Origin of the sequence: Olivibacter sp. 47, from assembly GCF_030372825.1 — a bacterium.
GTDB lineage: Bacteria > Bacteroidota > Bacteroidia > Sphingobacteriales > Sphingobacteriaceae > Olivibacter > Olivibacter oleidegradans.
Genome location: NZ_JAUCNR010000001.1, coordinates 764764 through 781492, shown reverse-complemented (window position 1 = coordinate 781492; position 16729 = coordinate 764764). Strand labels below are relative to the sequence as shown.

Below are 16729 nucleotides of genomic sequence, written 5' to 3'. Positions count from 1 at the left end.
GATATTTCCCGGAAATGCAAGAATAAGTAGTTCGCGATTTGCGAAAAGAAAACCTGTTTTTATCTCATTGTGTGCCATCGTATTTACGTTCGTTTTGATAAACAAAGTTCGATAAAACATCTTTATGATAGCAGATGCAGATATGTTATTTTTGATGGTAGCAGTTAAATGAATAACGAATGAAAAAAGTTAAAGAGAAATTAGATTTCATGTATATACGGATCGCCAAAGTTATTGAGCAACAAATCTTAAATGGTGCTTTACGAACAGGTGATAAGCTTCCTTCTTTAAGGACTATTTGCCGTGAATATGGAGTAAGTCAGAATACGGCATTAAGTGCATATTATAATCTGGAAAGTAAAATGTTGATTGAAACGAAACCTCAATCGGGATATTATGTGCGTTATTCCAAGACGAAAGTCCCGGCGCTTCCTCAAATTACCAAACCCGAGGCCGAAGCACATTATGCCGACAGCGAGCTATTAGTTCGCAAAATTTATGACGGTTTGGGAGAAGATGGCCATTTGGCACTTGCTTTAGGGATTCCGGCGAATGAATTGTTGCCTATTGCAAAACTCAATAAGGGTTTAACAGTGGCGATGAGAGAGTTAAAAGGAAGCGGCGTAATGTATGATAAAATCGAAGGGAATGAAAGATTACGACGTCAGATTGCCCGATGGTCTTTTGCGATGGAGGGGCATTTGAACCACGACGAAATTATCACAACCGGCGGTTGCTTGAATGCATTATCTTACTGCATGATGGCATTAACAAAAAGAGGCGATACGGTGGCGATGGAAAGCCCGATTTCGTTTGGAATGCTGCAACTAGCTCAGGTTTTAGGTGTTAAAGTATTAGAATTGCCCTCGGATCCTCAGCATGGTATTGATTTAAATGCGTTGGAAGATGCACTGAAGGCAAACAAAATAAATGTATGTCTTTTTATCAGCAATTTCAGTAATCCGCTAGGCAGTTGTATGCCGGATGAAAATAAGAAGCAGACCGTACGTCTCTTGGAAAAATATAACATCCCACTTATTGAGAATGATCTCAATGGCGATATATATTTTGGTCAACAACGTCCGAAATCATGCAAGACTTACGATGAAAGTGGGTTAGTGCTATGGTGCAGCTCCGTGTCGAAAACGCTTGCCCCGGGCTATCGGGTCGGTTGGGTCGCTCCTGGAAAATTCAAAAACGAGGTAAGGCGAATGAAACTCTATCATAGTATTTCATCCACGTCTGTTACCCACGAAGTTATTGCGTGGTTTCTCGAAACCGGTCGGTACGAGAGTCATCTCCGCAAACTAAGGCACACACTTCACGGCAACATGTTGAAATTTTCAAGGGCTATTTCAGACTATTTCCCTGAGGGGACAATGGCCACCAGACCGCGAGGAGGATTTGTTATCTGGGTAGAATTACCCAAGGCTATCGATGCTGTCACTCTTTATGAAAAGTGTTTGAGATATAAAATTAGTTTTGCTCCGGGCAGAATATTCACCTTACAAAACCAATACGATAACTGCCTCCGGTTAAACTACGGACTATTGTGGGATGAGAAATTGGAAAGAGATCTTAAGTTGTTGGGAGAACTTGCCTGTAGAGAATTGTGATAGCCAATTCTGCGAGCCGAGGAAGTTTTTCGATAAAAATTTGGAAATATTTAAAATAGTTGTCACATTTGATATGTACTACATAAGTACTAATAGCTAAATATAAATCTAAATGAATAACGTTAAAATGTGGACTACTAAACCAATTAATCTGGCATACCTCGGTTTAGGTTTTGTTTTGTCTATCGCATTGAGTTGCGCTAAAGTAACAAATGCCGATCGAGAAAAACTACCGGGTCTTGATCAGGAGCAAAGTCTTACTGAGCATGCAGCCTTAGCAGCACCAATTAACACGCGGATAATTGTTTTTAACGGAGGTAGTGAAGGGATTTACCATTCGTACCGTATTCCGTCTATTATTAAAACCAAGAATGGAACGCTGGTAGCTTTTGCGGAAGGTAGGCGCTGGAGTCCAAGCGACTATGGCGATATCAATGTGGTATTTAAAAGGTCGATGGATAACGGAACAACCTGGTCGGCATTAGGAGAGGTAGTGGGAAAAGGAAATGGTACCTGGGGAAATCCCACAGCTGTTTATGACCCTTCGGTAGGCGTAAACGGTAGAATATGGCTCTTTTTAGAATGGAACGACGAATTCAAAACCAAATGGTCGGATTTTCAAGCTTGGGGTGATAGAAGAATTCATACTTCATACAGTGATGATCATGGCGCTAATTGGTCTGATCCCGTAGATCGCACCGGTACATTAACTCCTTTGAGTTATAAATGGGATTGTGTTGGTCCAGGGATCGGTATCAGAACTGTTTACGATCATCCAGGTAGATTAATTGTTCCGGCATACGGAAGAAATATTTATAGTGATGATCATGGAGCGACCTGGAGTTATGAACCTGTCCCGGGTGGTACGGATGAAAGTACCATCGTTGAGCTAATGAACGGAAGTTTAATGCGGAATGATCGTCCCAATACAACGGAGTGGAATATTTCAAAAACAAGAAGGAAGTCTGTGGGGTCAATTTCCGGAAATTTCTCTTCTTTTTCTGCTGTTTCCGCTCTTCCCGATCCGAAGTGCGAGGGCTCTATACTTCGATATAATGTGGATGATCCGAATAGAATAATTTTTTTAAATCCAAACGGCACAAGTCAACGCTGTAATATGACTGTTCGCATCAGCTATGATGATGGAGAGACCTGGCCAATAAGCAGAGCTTTGTACAACAGCGGAAACTGCAATTATACGACAAGTACCGTGGTTTACGGTGGATACTCGAGCATGGTCAAGACCTCGGATTATTGCATTGGTGCGCTGATTGAATATAATGAAAATGTACACGATTCAGCCAACAGTAACAAATCTATTGAGTTCAACAAATTTAACCTAGCCTGGATATTGAATGGCCGCACGGAACCGTAATTAAAAAGAAGCTTTATTGGGAGTATGAATAATCGAAGACTAAAAGTTAGGAAATTGAAGATAAAACAAAATGGTTCCACTAAAAGCAAATGAGATCTACGGTAATTGGGCAACTTTGTTGCTTCCACTTGATGATGACGAAAGTATTAATTTTAAACAATTGGAAGATGAGATAGACACGCTAATTGCCCATGGAGTGAACGGAATTTATTCAAATGGTACGGCTGGAGAATTTTACAATCAAACTGAAGACGAATTTGATCAGATAAATGAAATTTTAGCCACAAAATGTAACGCTGCATCCATGCCTTTTCAGATCGGATGCTCGCATATGAGTCCTAAAATATCCTTGGAACGATTAAAACGAGCCAAACTGCTAAAACCGTCTGCCGTTCAAGTCATTTTGCCGGATTGGTTTGTGCCGTCTCAGGCGGAGATTATCCATTTTTTAACGCGATTGGCGGAAGAAGCTGATCCGATTAGATTGGTTTTGTATAACCCACCGCATGCGAAAACGAAACTTTTACCGAGTGACTTTGCAGAGATTCTACTAGCAGGAATTCCCTTGGCGGGATGTAAGGTTTCGGGAGGAGACGAGAAGTGGTATCGGGAGATGAGCGAGTTGCCGGTTCCGTTTTCAGTATTTGTACCCGGGCATCAACTCGCAACCGGCATCTCCCAAGGGGCCCATGGTACCTATTCTAATGTCGCTTGCTTACACCCTGCGTTTGCCCAAAACTGGTATAACGATATGGTGAACAAAACAGGTGATCCGTTCGAAATGCAATCGCGTATTCAACAATTTATGCAGCAATGCATGGTGCCTTATATTCGGGATCAAGCTTATGCTAACCAAGCGGTGGATAAGTTTATGGCTGCGGTAGGTGGATGGACACCTATAAGTACCCGTTTGCGATGGCCGTATCGCTGGATTCCCGAAGAAGAAATACACGTTGTTAAGCAGCGATGTGCCGAGCTTTTGCCGGAAGTTTTTATGCAACGAAGCACAAAAAATCAAAACACAAAGCCATGAGAGAGAATAAATTTAAATATCTGTATCTACTGATCAACTTTTTAATTGTTGGTTACGGATGTGTGGCCGGGCAACATACTTCTGAGCGAATGGCTGTGGATAGCAGTATTGTCTTTACTCCGAATGAACGCTATGCATCAACGCGGATTCCTGCGCTCGTAATGAGTAAAAAAGGCACCTTATTGGCCTTTTGTGAAGGTCGGATCGGTACCGCGAGCGACTGGTCAGAAATGGATTTGTTGATGCGTCGAAGCAAAGATGGAGGGCGCACTTGGGAAGCCCCAATCGTTATTGCTCCCAAGAAAAGTGGCCCTACCAGTAATCCCACGCCTATCGTTGACAGTAAGGGGACAATTCACCTGCTTTATCAGCGGGATTACGCAAGAGCTTATTATACTTTTTCTACCGATGATGGAGAAACCTGGAGCCCTGCCATGGATATCACCGCCACTTTTGACGCCTTTAAGCCAGCGTATGATTGGAAAGTATTAGCACCTGGCCCCGGACATAGCATTCAGCTAAAAAATGGCAGATTGCTTGTCCCGGTTTGGTTGAGTGATCCTGCTAAGACGGTACCTCATCGGAGCCACGCCCCTTCTTGCATTGCAACCATTTATAGCGATGATCTCGGAAAAACGTGGAAACGAGGTGAAATCATCGCTAAAAACTCGGCTGAATTTAAAAATCCCAGCGAAACCATGGCAGTTCAATTAAAGGACGGAAGGGTAATGGTGAATATCAGAAATACTTCGGAAAAACATTTGCGTGGTGTAAGCTATAGTAAGGACGGCATCAGCGGATGGTCGAAACCTGTCTTTGATGAAGAACTTTTCGATCCGATCTGCATGGCTAGTATTATTAGGTTATCCGACAGGAAGAAAGGTATCCTATTTCTCAATCCTGATAGCCGCGATATTCCAAAACATCCCCGTAAAAACTTAACTGCTAAAGTCAGCTATGACGAGGGACAGACGTGGCCTATTAGTAAGCTGATTCACGAAGGGCCATCCGGCTATTCAGATGTTGCGGTAGGGGCGGATGGAACCGTTTATTGCTTGTTTGAAACAAATTCGGGAAAAGACTGGAACTATAACATCGTGTTGAAGACCTTTAAGCTTGACTGGCTGACCGATAATAAATAATAATAACTTATCGTGAAACGAAAATTGTGCACTGAGTTGTTTGGAAATAAATAAAACTTACAATAAATAAATATATGAATAAAATTACCGGATTAATAGCGGCAACTTTTGCGGCGTATCACGAAGATGGAACAATAAATCTGAATATTATCCCGAGAATAGTAGATAAAATGGTAGCCGATGGATTATCTGGTGTGTTTATTTGCGGAACGAATGGAGAGGGGCCGAATTTAACGGTGGAAGAACGCATGGCTATTGCTGAGGCCTATGTGAAAGCTGCTAATAAACGGATATTGGTACTGGTGCACGTTGGACACAGTTCGATTGCGGACTGTCGACGATTGGCAGCCCATGCAGAACAGATTGGCGCTGATGCTATTTCTTCCGTCGCAGCTTTTTACTTTAAACCTACTACTGTGAGCAATCTGGTGAATAGTATGGCTCAGATTGCTTCTGCAGCACCTCATACACCCTTCTACTATTATCATATCCCTACATTAACGGGCATCGCCATTGATATGCTCGCCTTCTTGGAACAGGCTGAAAAAGTGATCCCTAATTTTGCCGGACTTAAATATACCGCCTCTACCTTACATGAATATCAAGCCTGTCTAAACTATAAAGGGGGTAAGTTTGATGTGCTGTTCGGCTACGATGAGATGCTTCTACCGGCACTTGCCGTTGGCGCGATGGGAGCTATTGGTAGCACTTATACTTTTTCTGCATCGCTCTATTTACAACTATTAAGGTATTATAAAAACGGACATTATGAGGAAGCGGCAAACATGCAATTGCATTCGGTTAACATGGTGCGTTGTCTTGTAAAATATCCGCCGATTCCTGCGCAACGGGCAATCATGAAGATGATAGGCTTTGATCTCGGTCCTTGTCGGCTACCACTTGAGCCGCTAAATGAAGACGACGTGCTGCAGCTGAAAAACGCCTTAGATGTGAACGGTTTTTTTGACGTGGTGAAGCAGGCTTCGGAAATACTGAGCGAAGAGCAGTGAGCTGTAAAATATAATTGAATGTTAGCATGGACAGATCTTCTTATTCACTTCTCATTTTTCTTATGACTTTTTCTTTAAATAAAGGAGTGGCGCAGTTCGTTTCTACAAATCAATTAAAATGGGATGAGCTGCAAGCACTCCCGGATCCGATTGGATTTGCGGGTTCTTTTGTTGGAGTCAGCAATGGCGCACTTTTGGTTATAGGTGGTGCAAATTTTCCCGATGGCGGTGCGCCTTGGACCGGTTCTGATAAGGTATGGTACGATCGGGTATTCGCACTAGACAACCCAAACGCCAAATGGAAAGAAGTAGGGAGGTTGTCGCAACCATTAGGTTATGGAGTATCCGTATCTTGGAGAAATGCAGTGATTCTTATCGGAGGGAGTAATGAAAATGGTCATCACAAGGAAGTTTGGATGTTGCGATATGACAACGGAAGAATTGAAAAAAGTACATTGCCCGATTTACCCCACCCATTAGCCAATTGTACAGGGGTACTGTTAGGAGATGTTATTTATATAGCGGGCGGTATCAGGAAACCGGACTCCAAGACAACGGAGAAAAATTTTTGGGCATTGGATCTTGCTGCCGATACGAAAGAATGGAAGGTACTTGACCCTTGGCCGGGACCGTCCAGAATGTTAGCGGTTGCAGGTGTTCAGCATCGTAAATTGTATTTATTCAGCGGAGCAAAGCTGGTGGATGGAGTTAGGGAATACCTGAAAGATGCCTATGAATATACCCCCCAGGTAGGGTGGAAGAAAATAGCCGATCTTCCCCAATCAGTTGTAGCGGCGCCAAATCCGGCTTATGGTATTAACAAATACCATCTTTTAATTTTTGGAGGCGATGATGGGAAGCTGGCTGCAAAAGCAAATCAATTGAAACAGCAACACCCCGGTTTTTCTACGAACATTTTAGATTATGATGTGTCCACAAATACCTGGAAGAAAATAGGAGAGGTTCCCACTGATAAAAAAGAAGATGCAATTGCCAATCCAAATGGGAGCAGCTGGGCTCCGGTAACGACCAGTTTAACTATATGGAACGATGCTGTCATAATACCGGGGGGAGAAGTAAGACCTGCCGTTCGTACCCCTCGCGTGCTAAGACTGACACCTGAAAAAATAACGGATCAATAATGAAACATACTGTTAATCGTTACGCATGGCTTATTGTAGCTTTATTATGGGTAGTAGCCTTCTTAAATTACCTTGATCGTATATTAATAACTTCGATGCACGATCCTATTGTGGCTGATTTCAAACTGTCGGATGCACAATTCGGTCTATTGACGTCGGTCTTTCTTTGGTCGTATGGGATTTTAAGTCCCTTTGGAGGTTTCTTCGCCGACAAGTACAGTAGAAAGAAAGTGATTGTTTTTAGCGTTATGGTGTGGTCGGCGGTTACCTTATGGACAGGTTTTGCAAGCTCTTTTTCCGAAATGCTAGTTGCGCGCATCATCATGGGTATAAGTGAGGCATGTTATATTCCTGCCGCTTTGGCCCTAATAACCGATTACCACCGAGGGCGGACACGGTCGCTGGCAACCGGTTTACATATGAGTGGTCTATATGCCGGATTAGCATTGGGCGGTATCGGTGGGTACATTGCAGAACTATGGGGATGGCGCTATGGCTTTCACGTTTTTGGTATTGTTGGAATTGTTTATTCTTTTATTTTATTAAAAATTTTAAAAGATCATCAACGCACGCAAAGTGATTTAACGGAAGTAGTTCCAATCGATTTAGAAGTTAACATCCGTGGGGCACTGAAAAATCTTTTTAGTAAGGCCTCGTTTTACGTTCTCTTGTTTTATTTTGCAGTGTTAGGTATTGTAAATTGGCTTGTTTACGGTTGGTTACCTACCTTTCTTAAAGAGCATTTTCACCTTGACCTCGGCGAAGCCGGAATTTCCGCCACCGGATACATTCAGATCGGTTCATTTATTGGCGTCATCGTAGGAGGGATTTTGGCAGATCGTTGGACTCGTAAAAACAATAGGGGCCGAATTTATATGCTTATTATCGGTTTTACTTTGGGCGCCCCGTTTCTTTTTTTAATGGCATCTACTTCTGTCTTTGGCATTGCCATCATTGCGATGCTGATCTTTGGTCTGGCAAGAGGATTTAATGATGCTAACCTGATGCCTATTTTAAGGCAAGTGGCCGATGATCGATATATCGCTACGGGCTATGGTTTCCTCAATTTTCTGAGTACCATCGTAGGAGGGCTGATGGTATATGTTGGAGGCGCATTGAAAGATGCACAGATTGATCTCTCGATTATTTATCAGTTCTCCGCTGTCCTGCTACTTTTGGCCACTTGGACGTTATTTGCCGTTAAAGTAAAAAAAGATTAGTGTTAAGCGAGAAGGGATGAACTATCTTTCATTCTTGAGAAAATTGTTGCCTGCCCTTGAATCAAAGCCCGATCGGCATCCCATGACTGTATAATCTCAATACCGAGGGTCGAACACGCCAAGGTATATAAGGAACGGTGCGCGGGCCCCCCAAGTAAGTATATGGATTTTTTTGATTCCAGACTCGCTAGCTCCGCTCCAATAAGCAGCCCACTGAGGTAGTAATAGTTCTGTTGTTTAGAAAGGCGTTCCAATACTTGATTGGTCCGAACTAGAAAACTATGGTGAAGTAGATCGGTGGTTTGGCTTAGCTGTACTGCTTCCATAAAACTTTTCTGATTTGCCCGACTATTTAAATCTTCTCCCGCGGCTATAGATCCTGACAAGATACTTTTTGTTGAAAGGAGATCAAAAAATTCGCCGGTCATAAAGGTTTTGAAACCGATAATCCGGCGATCTTTTATTAGAACATGTTTTGGATGCGTACCTGGAAGAACGAACAGCTGCTCGGACTCATCGTTTCCGATCAATTGAGCACAGCCCACTATTTTGGTCTCTTCTCCTCGCATAACGTCGTTTTCAGTTCTTGCACCGGAGACAATAATAAGCGGATTGGTCGTCTCGTCACTTTTATACATTTCGATGTGCAAGTCAGAACCATCTATTTCAAAGGGTAGAACTTTATAAGGTAAATCAATGAGCCCTATCGTAGACGATGCCATTCCTGATAGTACTACAGGTATTCCCTTAAGCGAAACACGAAGCTTCTCGCTTAGTATTCGGATGTGGTTCGTTATGATTGAAGTGTAAAACAAAACACGATTCGTCGCAGGCTCGTTTTGTTGCCAAGCGGTAAATGTCTCCAAAATACCTGAATCGTTTTTTATTTCGGCAAGTATCTTGAAACTTTTTACCTCAACTAGGCGTAATCGAAAGGAACTTGTTCCCCAATCGCAGCTTAAAAATGTATCCATTAAATTTCACTATTTGGTAATTCAGCAATATCATTAGATTTTATGCGTTCAACATTTCCCACTAAAAAGAGGTAAGAACAGGCACCTAGGAGGCCAAGCGAAGCAACAAAAATCAAAGCAGGTGCAAAATTACCACCACTTGCCAAAAAGCCAATGGCTATGGGAACGATAATGCCGGACGACTGGCCGATAAAATTGAAAACACCGCCCGTTATATCAATCAAATGTTTCGGTGCAAGGGTAGAAACAAATATCCAGGTGATCGAAGCAAAGCCGACACCAAAAAAAGACAAAGACATAAATAAAATCACCAGACTAGGTGCATTGACATAATTAGCACCCAAAATGAGTACAGAGATTAAAAGACCAATTATGATAGGACGTTTACGTGCTTTTGCCGCTGAAATGCCTTTTCGAATCAAATAATCGGAGAGGAAGCCAGAGCAAAGCACACCCAAGAACGCAGCAAGATACGGTATAGAAGCCCAATATCCCGATTGGATGAAGCCCATTCCGCGGTAGTCAACCAAGTATTTAGGAAACCAGGTAAGAAAAAACCATAAGGTAGAATTCACAGCGAACTGACCAATGTAAATGCCCCACAATTTTCTGTAGGATAATACTTCCCTTAGATCGGACCACCGGAAGCTTCTTTTCGGACCGGTCCCTGTAAGCGTTCGGTCCAATAAGCCACCTCCGCTTTCTATAACTTCGAGCTCGGCTTTATTGACTTTTGTATGTTTCATCGGATCACGGTAAAAAAAATACCAGACAAAACCCCAAATGACGCCGATGAGTCCCGTTACAACAAAAAGACCCTTCCACCCTACATAAGCTTGAATTTTTGAAAGTATCGGCATTAAAAAAGCAAGACCTAAAAACTGGCCGGACGTATAAATTCCTATGGCCGATGCTCTTTCATTTTCCGGAAACCAGGCACTAACTACGCGGTTATTAATTGGAAAGGCCGGCGCTTCGAATGCGCCTGTTATCATACGTAGCCCGAACAAAGTGGCAAAGCCTTTGGCAAAACCTTGTATGAGGGTTGCAAAGGACCAGCTAATGAGGCTGACTGCGTATAATATTCTTGGACTAATATGCTTGACTAAAATTCCGCCCGGGATTTGAAATAAAAGATAGGTCCAGCTAAAGGCTGAAAAGATAAGCCCCATCTGTACGGATGAGAATTTAAATTCTTTACCAATATCAGATGCCGCCACGGCTAGATTACTTCGATCCATGTAGTTTATAACTACATTTACAAAGATCAGAAAGAGCATCTGATGCCTGATTTTTGTCGGTTTCATATTTAGGTATTAGCTTTTAGCAGGTAGTTATCAGTTGTAATTAATTAGCTATCGGCTTTTCGTAGTCAGACAAACCGGTTAGAACGCAATAACTCAATTACCATTCGGCTACGCTGCCATCCTGATGCCTCCAAACCGGATTTTTCCAATTGTGCCCAATGGCAGCCATTTTTCTTACATGTTCTTCATTAATTTCAATACCTAGTCCCGGTTTGTCAGGGATGTTTACATAGCCCCCATCATATTCAAATACGGTTTTATCTACGAGATAATCGAGCAAATCACTTCCCTCATTATAGTGTATACCTAAACTTTGCTCTTGAATAAAAGCATTATGACAGGTAGCATCGACCTGTAAGCAGGCGGCAAGCGCTATTGGGCCGAGCGGGCAATGCGGAGCTGCCGCTACGTCAAACGCTTCTGCCATGGAGATGATTTTTTTGCATTCGGTAATACCGCCGGCATGGGAAAGATCAGGCTGGATAATATCAGCATACCCTTCTTTCAGCAAAGCCTTGAATTGCCATTTAGAAAACATCCGCTCCCCGGTTGCGATTGGAATAGCCACATGGTTGGCGATTTCTCGCAGATCCTCGTTATTCTCGGGTAGTACAGGCTCTTCGATAAACATCGGTCTATAGCGCTCCAGCTCTTTTGCCAATATTTTTGCCATGGGTTTATGTACCCGTCCATGGAAGTCGATCCCTATCCCAAAAGCCGGACCAACAGCCTCTCGTACCGCTGCAATCCTTGCAACCGCTTCGTCTATCTTATCATAGCTGTCGACATACTGGAGTTCTTCAGTGGCATTCATTTTTACCGCAAGAAAGCCTTGTTCAGCCATTTTTTTCGCTGCTAAGCCAACTTCTGCCGGACGATCGCCTCCAATCCAGGAGTAGACTTTCATTTTGTCTTTCGCTTTTCCTCCCAATAGCTGGTGAATAGGGGCATTATAAAATTTACCTTTGATGTCCCACAACGCTTGGTCAATACCGGCAATTGCACTCATTATAATCGGCCCACCGCGATAGAAGCCTGCGCGATATAGCACATTCCAATGATCTTCAATATGCATTGGATCTTTACCCATCAGGTATTCCATCAATTCGTCGACTGCTGTTTTTACTGTCGCCGCTTTACCTTCGATCACCGGTTCTCCCCAACCCACGATCCCTTCATCGGTTTCTATTTTTAAAAACAACCATCGTGGAGGTACCTGAAATAATTCATAACTTTTAATCTTCATCTGAATTGCTATTATACGTTAACTGCTTCTACAAATTTTCTAGCGGTATGGGTGAGGTTTAGCAGGTATTGGCCGGTCACTTGTTGCTTGGTATCCACGAGCGCACTTCCGATTCCGAAGCCTACGGCCCCTGCTTTTTTAAAGTTTGCAATATTATCGATCGTGATGCCACCGGTTGGGAGCAAAGGGATGTGTGGCAGCGGACCGGCAATGTCTTTTAGATAAGATGGTGAAGTAGCCGGGAAAACTTTTATAATATCCGCGCCCATTTGGTAAGCTTGGTAAATTTCCGTCGCTGTATAAGCACCTGGAATGCTTACCCTGTTTAGGCTCTTGGTCGTCTCAATGACCCTCTTATCCAATATAGGAGAAAGAATAAAATGCGCACCGGCATGAATGGCATCTTTTGCCATCGTGCTATCCAGTACAGTTCCCGCGCCGATAATGAGCTTATCGCCCAGTTTATTGCTCACCTGCTCGATGGCAGCCAGAGGTTCGGTGGAATTCATGGTAATCTCTAATAAACGGATTCCCCCTTCATACAGTGCTTCCGCAATAGAGAGGATATCCTTTGGATCTGCTCCTCTAACAATCGCAACTAATTGATTTTCTTTAATGTGCTGCAGTATAGACATAAGTGCTGATGTTAGCGTATATAAGTGGAAATATTACAACGCGACCTAAGATAAAAAGAAAACCTTAAAAATGGGCGGTCATTTTTATTATAGATAACAATGTGGTAGAAAATGACTTAGTTAGCGGCTTGCTATATTATTTGGATGAGTATATAAATTGGTATAGGACTAGTGACATAAAAAAAGGCCTGAACATTGACGTCAGGCCTTCACAAACTACTTTTTTGGAATTATTTTTTAACAGCTTTCAAATCAAAGCCGATTTCAACGTCTTTGCTGATCGCCCAATTTTCAGGACTTCCTTCTGTTTTATAGTTGATACCCCAAGCGCTTCTATCGATCGTGAACTTTGCTTTAGCCGTCACTTCGTTTTCAGCTACCGTAAGTTGTGCAGGGAACGTTATATTGAGGGTGCTATCTTTTAACGTTAAATTGCCACTGACCAAATTAGTAGCACCGGGAAGCAAACTTTTTTGCTTGGTGCTGTCGTAAGGTGCTACAGCGGTGATGACAAATTTTGCAGCAGGATGTTTTGCGACGTCAAAAAAATCAGCACTTTTTAGATGACCTTCTAAATCTGTATGTTTTTTGCCCTCTTCGGTAACAGACTTAGGATCAACTTGCAGACTGGCAAGACTTACTTCCAAATCGCCTGCGGCTACCGTCCCGTTTTCAACGGATAATGAACCACCTGTAACCTTAATGTTTCCAAAACGAGGAGCTAAGCCGCCTTTATGAGTACCTTGCCAAGTGACCTGACTAGCGGTTGTATCGATGCTGTAAGAACTACCGGTTGCTGCCGCTGCTTCCTGTTTTTCCTCGGTTTTCGCTTGATCGCTTGTTGAACCACCACATGCTGCTAAAAGGAGCACGAGGGCGAATGCTGGGATAATTGTCTTCATACGCTATTTTTTGTTTAAATGTCTACAAAAATAGTAGATTGGATTGATAAATAAAATAGCTGCTAAAATAATAAATGTTTAAACATCAAATGATCGTGCATTTGCATTTTACGTGCGCTGCTATATAAGGGGTAGCAACGCACGCAAACGAACTATTTAAACAAAGACATAACAAAAGCTAGTGTGAGTTTTGTTTCTCTCGCGATTTCGTCATAGGAAAATCCATCTTTTTTCATTCCCTTTGCAACGGCGATCAGTTCTTTTACGCCTGGTTTTTTGATAAGTATTTCACTATTTCCCTTCAATGATAATGTTGTGGAATTCATAGCGCAATTGTTTTATGTGTGATGGGGTAAAGGTAGAAACTCTAATAATAATAATTTGTTAAATGATGTTATATTGGATAATCCTGACAATTTAATGGGAAATTCTTCGCTAATTCTTTGTTTTGTATTATTAATCTGTGCCATGTTAGCCGTTCTCACGAAAAAGCTAACGGTTTCTGCTGCCGGGCTAGCCTCTTGTATCGGCTTGTTGGTTTTTTATGCTATGGGAATCAAGGAATTGTTGATGTTATGCTTATTTTTTGGCCTTGCCGTATTGGCAACTTCACATAAGAAAATAGATAAAGCGCGGTTACTTGCCTTATCTAAGCATGAAGAAACACGGGGAGCGGGACAGGTGTTTGCAAATGGAGGTGTTGCCGGATTGCTAGCAGTTTTATGCTTGATAGATGTGTCGCATACCGATGTCTATAAAATCATGATGGTCGGCAGTCTTGCAGCGGCATTGGCAGATACTTTGTCTTCCGAATTAGGTACCCTTTATGGCCGTTCTTTTTATAACATGTTAACTTTCAAACACGACATCCGAGGTGAAGATGGTGTCGTCAGCGTGGAAGGTACCTTGATAGGACTTATGGCTTCAGCTTTAATGGGGATTGTTTATGCAGGATTGAATAAAGTAGCCGTCTTTATCGCTATTGCGGGTTTTTTAGGTAACCTGTTCGATTCTATTTTAGGTGCGAGTTTGGAAAGAAAGCAATATTTGGGAAATAACGGCGTAAATTTTCTTAATACGCTTCTGGGAGCTTTGATGGTACTCTTCTTTTTTTGTTAGTGTAGGATTAATTGCTGATATAAATAAAATTCAATAGTTTTATAATCGCAAAAAAGATAAACTATGTCATATAACTCAACATTTTTAGGATTGCTTTCCGGATTAGCATTATCTGTTGCCTCTTGTAGTTCTTCAGCCAATAAGAACGGCGGACCGGTAGGCGCGGATACAACCAGCTTACCACCGGTAGAGACGGGTTCACCGAATAGCGACTATAAACCAGCTTTCGCGGGACAAACGCGTATAGGCGCTGTAAAAACAAGCACTCCTTACGAGGTCACCGTACTCAACAAAGAATTGAAAAATCCTTGGGGTATCACCTGTCTACCGGATGGAAGGTTTCTGATTACTGAAAAAGGTGGTACGATGCGGATTGTTGCAAAAGACGGTAAAATCAGCGAGGCCATTACGGGCTTACCTAAGGTTGATGCAAGGGGACAAGGTGGTTTACTGGGGCTAACAATAGACCCTGACTTTGCAAATAACCGGATGGTTTATTGGGTTTTTTCAGAACCTAAGGCCGGCGGCAACTTGACAGCAGTTGGCAAAGGTAAGTTAGCTGCTGACGAAAAGACAATTGAGCAGGCGCAAGTCATTTACGAAGCGACACCTGTTCATGATGGAACATTACATTATGGTGGTCGTATTCTCTTTGATAAAACAGGTAATCTCATCGTGAGCACCGGCGAGCGTTCTGATCTGGAAACAAGACCTCAAGCCCAAGACTTGAAGTCGGGCTTAGGTAAAATTCTTCGAATTACAAAGGACGGTAAACCTGCTCCAGGTAACCCCTTCGAGGGTAAGGGGGATGCGCGCCCTGAGATTTATTCATATGGCCATAGAAATGTGCAAGGCCTAGCTTTTCATCCTACGACGGGCGATCTTTGGGAAACCGAGTTTGGACCAAGGGGAGGTGATGAAGTAAATCGTATTCTTCCAGGTAAAAACTATGGTTGGCCGATTATAACCTATGGTATCGAATACAGTGGGAAAAAAATTGGCGATAGCATTCAACAAAAGGAAGGTTTAGAGCAGCCTATTTATTACTATGACCCTGTAATTTCACCCAGCGGCATTACCTTTTACAGCAGCGACGTGATTCCTGAATGGAAGGATAACCTATTTATCTCCGCCTTGAGTGGTGTGCACATAGCTCGTCTTGTTATTCAGGATAATAAGGTAGTTGGAGAGGAAAGACTGCTAGCCGATCAAGCGCAACGTTTCCGGGCAATAACAGAAGGACCGGACGGTGCCCTGTATGCAGTTACTGATTCCGGATGGTTGTTTCGAGTAGGTAAAAAAGCAGGCGAATAAAACCCTGACCGACAGTATAAAAAACAAAAGGTTCCTTGTTAAAAAGAACCTTTTGTTTTTATGTGGCTACCAAGCTCACTCGTCATAAAATAACTCCGGATAGCTTTCCCGTTCGTACTGATGGAGATGCCGCTCCGCTACTTCCCTAAAGCCAAGCGCACCTAATCTTTCTATGTTTTGTTTTAAGTAGATGATTATCCGATCTCGAGTATAGACTTCTCGTCGGTGGCTTAAAATCGTTTCCCACGTCAATTTAGGATAAATACGTTGAAGATGCTCCTTTCGGTTAATATAAGGATTGAATTTATCCGCCTGTAATAAGTAAAAATTTATCTCTTCTTTCATTTGTTTGCTAACATTATTAGCAAAAATAGGTAAAGATAAGTTTGCTTGCAAGTTGGCTTAGCAGCAACATCAAATAGAGTCGGTACTCAGCGAATCCTTTGTTGTCAACTCGTCCGTCGGTTGGTCATTGCGCATATTGTTATCGTTAGTCGTAGGCGCTTCTACGGTATCTCGATAAGAATCACCTTCCGTTTCGTTTTCCTGGCTATTTTGTCCACAGCCAATAATCGATAAAAATAAACAAGCTGATAGTGTTGCGAATAGCTTTTTAAGATTTTTCATAATAGAAATAATTTGTTGCTTAACTTAACAGTCATGAGGTGATATTGTTTAGTCAAGCAACAAATTT

17 protein-coding genes are annotated in these 16729 nt (G+C 42.4%); 9 read left to right on the top strand and 8 right to left on the bottom strand.

Going from position 1 to position 16729, the window contains the following annotated elements; genetic code table 11:
• Positions 1-179 precede the first annotated feature (179 nt).
• From QT327_RS03380 to QT327_RS03350, 7 genes are all read left to right on the top strand, one after another.
• Complete coding sequence (locus QT327_RS03380; protein ID WP_289552008.1) at positions 180-1616, top strand: aminotransferase-like domain-containing protein; 1437 nt, start codon at positions 180-182, stop codon at positions 1614-1616.
• 112 nt (positions 1617-1728) lie between these two features.
• A complete protein-coding gene (locus tag QT327_RS03375) occupies positions 1729-2991 on the top strand; it encodes a sialidase family protein (RefSeq protein WP_242627406.1) in 1263 nt (420 codons plus the stop codon).
• 70 nt (positions 2992-3061) lie between these two features.
• Complete coding sequence (locus QT327_RS03370; protein ID WP_289552005.1) at positions 3062-4024, top strand: dihydrodipicolinate synthase family protein; 963 nt, start codon at positions 3062-3064, stop codon at positions 4022-4024.
• Positions 4021-5166, top strand: a complete 1146-nt coding sequence (locus QT327_RS03365) for a sialidase family protein (RefSeq protein ID WP_130858486.1) — start codon at positions 4021-4023, stop codon at positions 5164-5166. The genes QT327_RS03370 and QT327_RS03365 overlap by 4 nt, the downstream gene beginning before the upstream one ends.
• A gap of 74 nt (positions 5167-5240) precedes the next feature.
• Complete coding sequence (locus QT327_RS03360) at positions 5241-6176, top strand: dihydrodipicolinate synthase family protein (protein ID WP_130858485.1); 936 nt, start codon at positions 5241-5243, stop codon at positions 6174-6176.
• A gap of 26 nt (positions 6177-6202) precedes the next feature.
• Complete coding sequence (locus QT327_RS03355; RefSeq protein ID WP_130858484.1) at positions 6203-7318, top strand: galactose oxidase; 1116 nt, start codon at positions 6203-6205, stop codon at positions 7316-7318.
• A complete protein-coding gene (locus tag QT327_RS03350; RefSeq protein ID WP_013667809.1) occupies positions 7318-8538 on the top strand; it encodes an MFS transporter in 1221 nt (406 codons plus the stop codon). Before QT327_RS03355 ends, QT327_RS03350 begins: the two co-directional genes overlap by 1 nt.
• 2 nt (positions 8539-8540) lie before the next feature.
• Here the strand turns inward: QT327_RS03350 and QT327_RS03345 are convergent, their stop codons facing one another.
• The 6 genes from QT327_RS03345 to QT327_RS03320 all read right to left on the bottom strand — a co-directional run bounded on the left by QT327_RS03345 (position 8541) and on the right by QT327_RS03320 (position 13928).
• Positions 8541-9512, bottom strand: a complete 972-nt coding sequence (locus QT327_RS03345) for a 2-dehydro-3-deoxygalactonokinase (protein ID WP_130858483.1) — start codon at positions 9510-9512, stop codon at positions 8541-8543.
• Positions 9512-10819, bottom strand: coding sequence for an MFS transporter (locus tag QT327_RS03340; protein WP_130858482.1), 1308 nt, complete (start codon positions 10817-10819; stop codon positions 9512-9514). The genes QT327_RS03345 and QT327_RS03340 overlap by 1 nt, the downstream gene beginning before the upstream one ends.
• A 97-nt stretch (positions 10820-10916) precedes the next feature.
• A complete protein-coding gene (gene dgoD / locus QT327_RS03335) occupies positions 10917-12065 on the bottom strand; it encodes a galactonate dehydratase (protein ID WP_013667806.1) in 1149 nt (382 codons plus the stop codon).
• Positions 12066-12076: 11 nt separating this feature from the next.
• Entirely contained in the window at positions 12077-12700 is a 624-nt protein-coding gene (locus QT327_RS03330; protein ID WP_289552003.1) for a bifunctional 4-hydroxy-2-oxoglutarate aldolase/2-dehydro-3-deoxy-phosphogluconate aldolase, read from the bottom strand.
• A 230-nt stretch (positions 12701-12930) separates the two neighbouring features.
• On the bottom strand, positions 12931-13602 hold the full coding sequence (locus QT327_RS03325) for a YceI family protein (protein WP_130858480.1): 672 nt from the start codon (positions 13600-13602) through the stop codon (positions 12931-12933).
• 152 nt (positions 13603-13754) lie between these two features.
• A complete protein-coding gene (locus QT327_RS03320) occupies positions 13755-13928 on the bottom strand; it encodes a hypothetical protein (RefSeq protein ID WP_013667803.1) in 174 nt (57 codons plus the stop codon).
• Positions 13929-14001: 73 nt separating this feature from the next.
• On the opposite strand from QT327_RS03320, the gene QT327_RS03315 reads away from it, so the two are divergent.
• Both QT327_RS03315 and QT327_RS03310 read left to right on the top strand, forming a co-directional pair.
• Complete coding sequence (locus QT327_RS03315) at positions 14002-14721, top strand: DUF92 domain-containing protein (RefSeq protein WP_289552002.1); 720 nt, start codon at positions 14002-14004, stop codon at positions 14719-14721.
• A gap of 63 nt (positions 14722-14784) precedes the next feature.
• A complete protein-coding gene (locus QT327_RS03310) occupies positions 14785-16035 on the top strand; it encodes a PQQ-dependent sugar dehydrogenase (protein ID WP_013667801.1) in 1251 nt (416 codons plus the stop codon).
• A 75-nt stretch (positions 16036-16110) separates the two neighbouring features.
• Here the strand turns inward: QT327_RS03310 and QT327_RS03305 are convergent, their stop codons facing one another.
• Complete coding sequence (locus tag QT327_RS03305; protein WP_130858478.1) at positions 16111-16380, bottom strand: hypothetical protein; 270 nt, start codon at positions 16378-16380, stop codon at positions 16111-16113.
• Positions 16381-16449: 69 nt separating this feature from the next.
• Positions 16450-16662 (bottom strand): hypothetical protein, encoded by a 213-nt coding sequence (locus QT327_RS03300; RefSeq protein ID WP_130858477.1) that lies wholly within the window; start codon positions 16660-16662, stop codon positions 16450-16452.
• Between the last annotated feature and the right edge of the window lie 67 nt (positions 16663-16729).

What these genes read in the sequence shown, in the direction of transcription:
- QT327_RS03380 (WP_289552008.1), top strand. Translation starts at nt 180, where the DNA reads ATGAAAAAAGTTAAAGAGAAATTAGATTTCATGTATATACGGATCGCC.
- QT327_RS03375 (WP_242627406.1), top strand. Translation starts at nt 1,729, where the DNA reads ATGAATAACGTTAAAATGTGGACTACTAAACCAATTAATCTGGCATAC.
- QT327_RS03370 (WP_289552005.1), top strand. Translation starts at nt 3,062, where the DNA reads ATGGTTCCACTAAAAGCAAATGAGATCTACGGTAATTGGGCAACTTTG.
- QT327_RS03365 (WP_130858486.1), top strand. Translation starts at nt 4,021, where the DNA reads ATGAGAGAGAATAAATTTAAATATCTGTATCTACTGATCAACTTTTTA.
- QT327_RS03360 (WP_130858485.1), top strand. Translation starts at nt 5,241, where the DNA reads ATGAATAAAATTACCGGATTAATAGCGGCAACTTTTGCGGCGTATCAC.
- QT327_RS03355 (WP_130858484.1), top strand. Translation starts at nt 6,203, where the DNA reads ATGGACAGATCTTCTTATTCACTTCTCATTTTTCTTATGACTTTTTCT.
- QT327_RS03350 (WP_013667809.1), top strand. Translation starts at nt 7,318, where the DNA reads ATGAAACATACTGTTAATCGTTACGCATGGCTTATTGTAGCTTTATTA.
- QT327_RS03345 (WP_130858483.1), bottom strand. Translation starts at nt 9,512, where the DNA reads ATGGATACATTTTTAAGCTGCGATTGGGGAACAAGTTCCTTTCGATTA.
- QT327_RS03340 (WP_130858482.1), bottom strand. Translation starts at nt 10,819, where the DNA reads ATGAAACCGACAAAAATCAGGCATCAGATGCTCTTTCTGATCTTTGTA.
- dgoD (WP_013667806.1), bottom strand. Translation starts at nt 12,065, where the DNA reads ATGAAGATTAAAAGTTATGAATTATTTCAGGTACCTCCACGATGGTTG.
- QT327_RS03330 (WP_289552003.1), bottom strand. Translation starts at nt 12,700, where the DNA reads ATGTCTATACTGCAGCACATTAAAGAAAATCAATTAGTTGCGATTGTT.
- QT327_RS03325 (WP_130858480.1), bottom strand. Translation starts at nt 13,602, where the DNA reads ATGAAGACAATTATCCCAGCATTCGCCCTCGTGCTCCTTTTAGCAGCA.
- QT327_RS03320 (WP_013667803.1), bottom strand. Translation starts at nt 13,928, where the DNA reads ATGAATTCCACAACATTATCATTGAAGGGAAATAGTGAAATACTTATC.
- QT327_RS03310 (WP_013667801.1), top strand. Translation starts at nt 14,785, where the DNA reads ATGTCATATAACTCAACATTTTTAGGATTGCTTTCCGGATTAGCATTA.
- QT327_RS03305 (WP_130858478.1), bottom strand. Translation starts at nt 16,380, where the DNA reads ATGAAAGAAGAGATAAATTTTTACTTATTACAGGCGGATAAATTCAAT.
- QT327_RS03300 (WP_130858477.1), bottom strand. Translation starts at nt 16,662, where the DNA reads ATGAAAAATCTTAAAAAGCTATTCGCAACACTATCAGCTTGTTTATTT.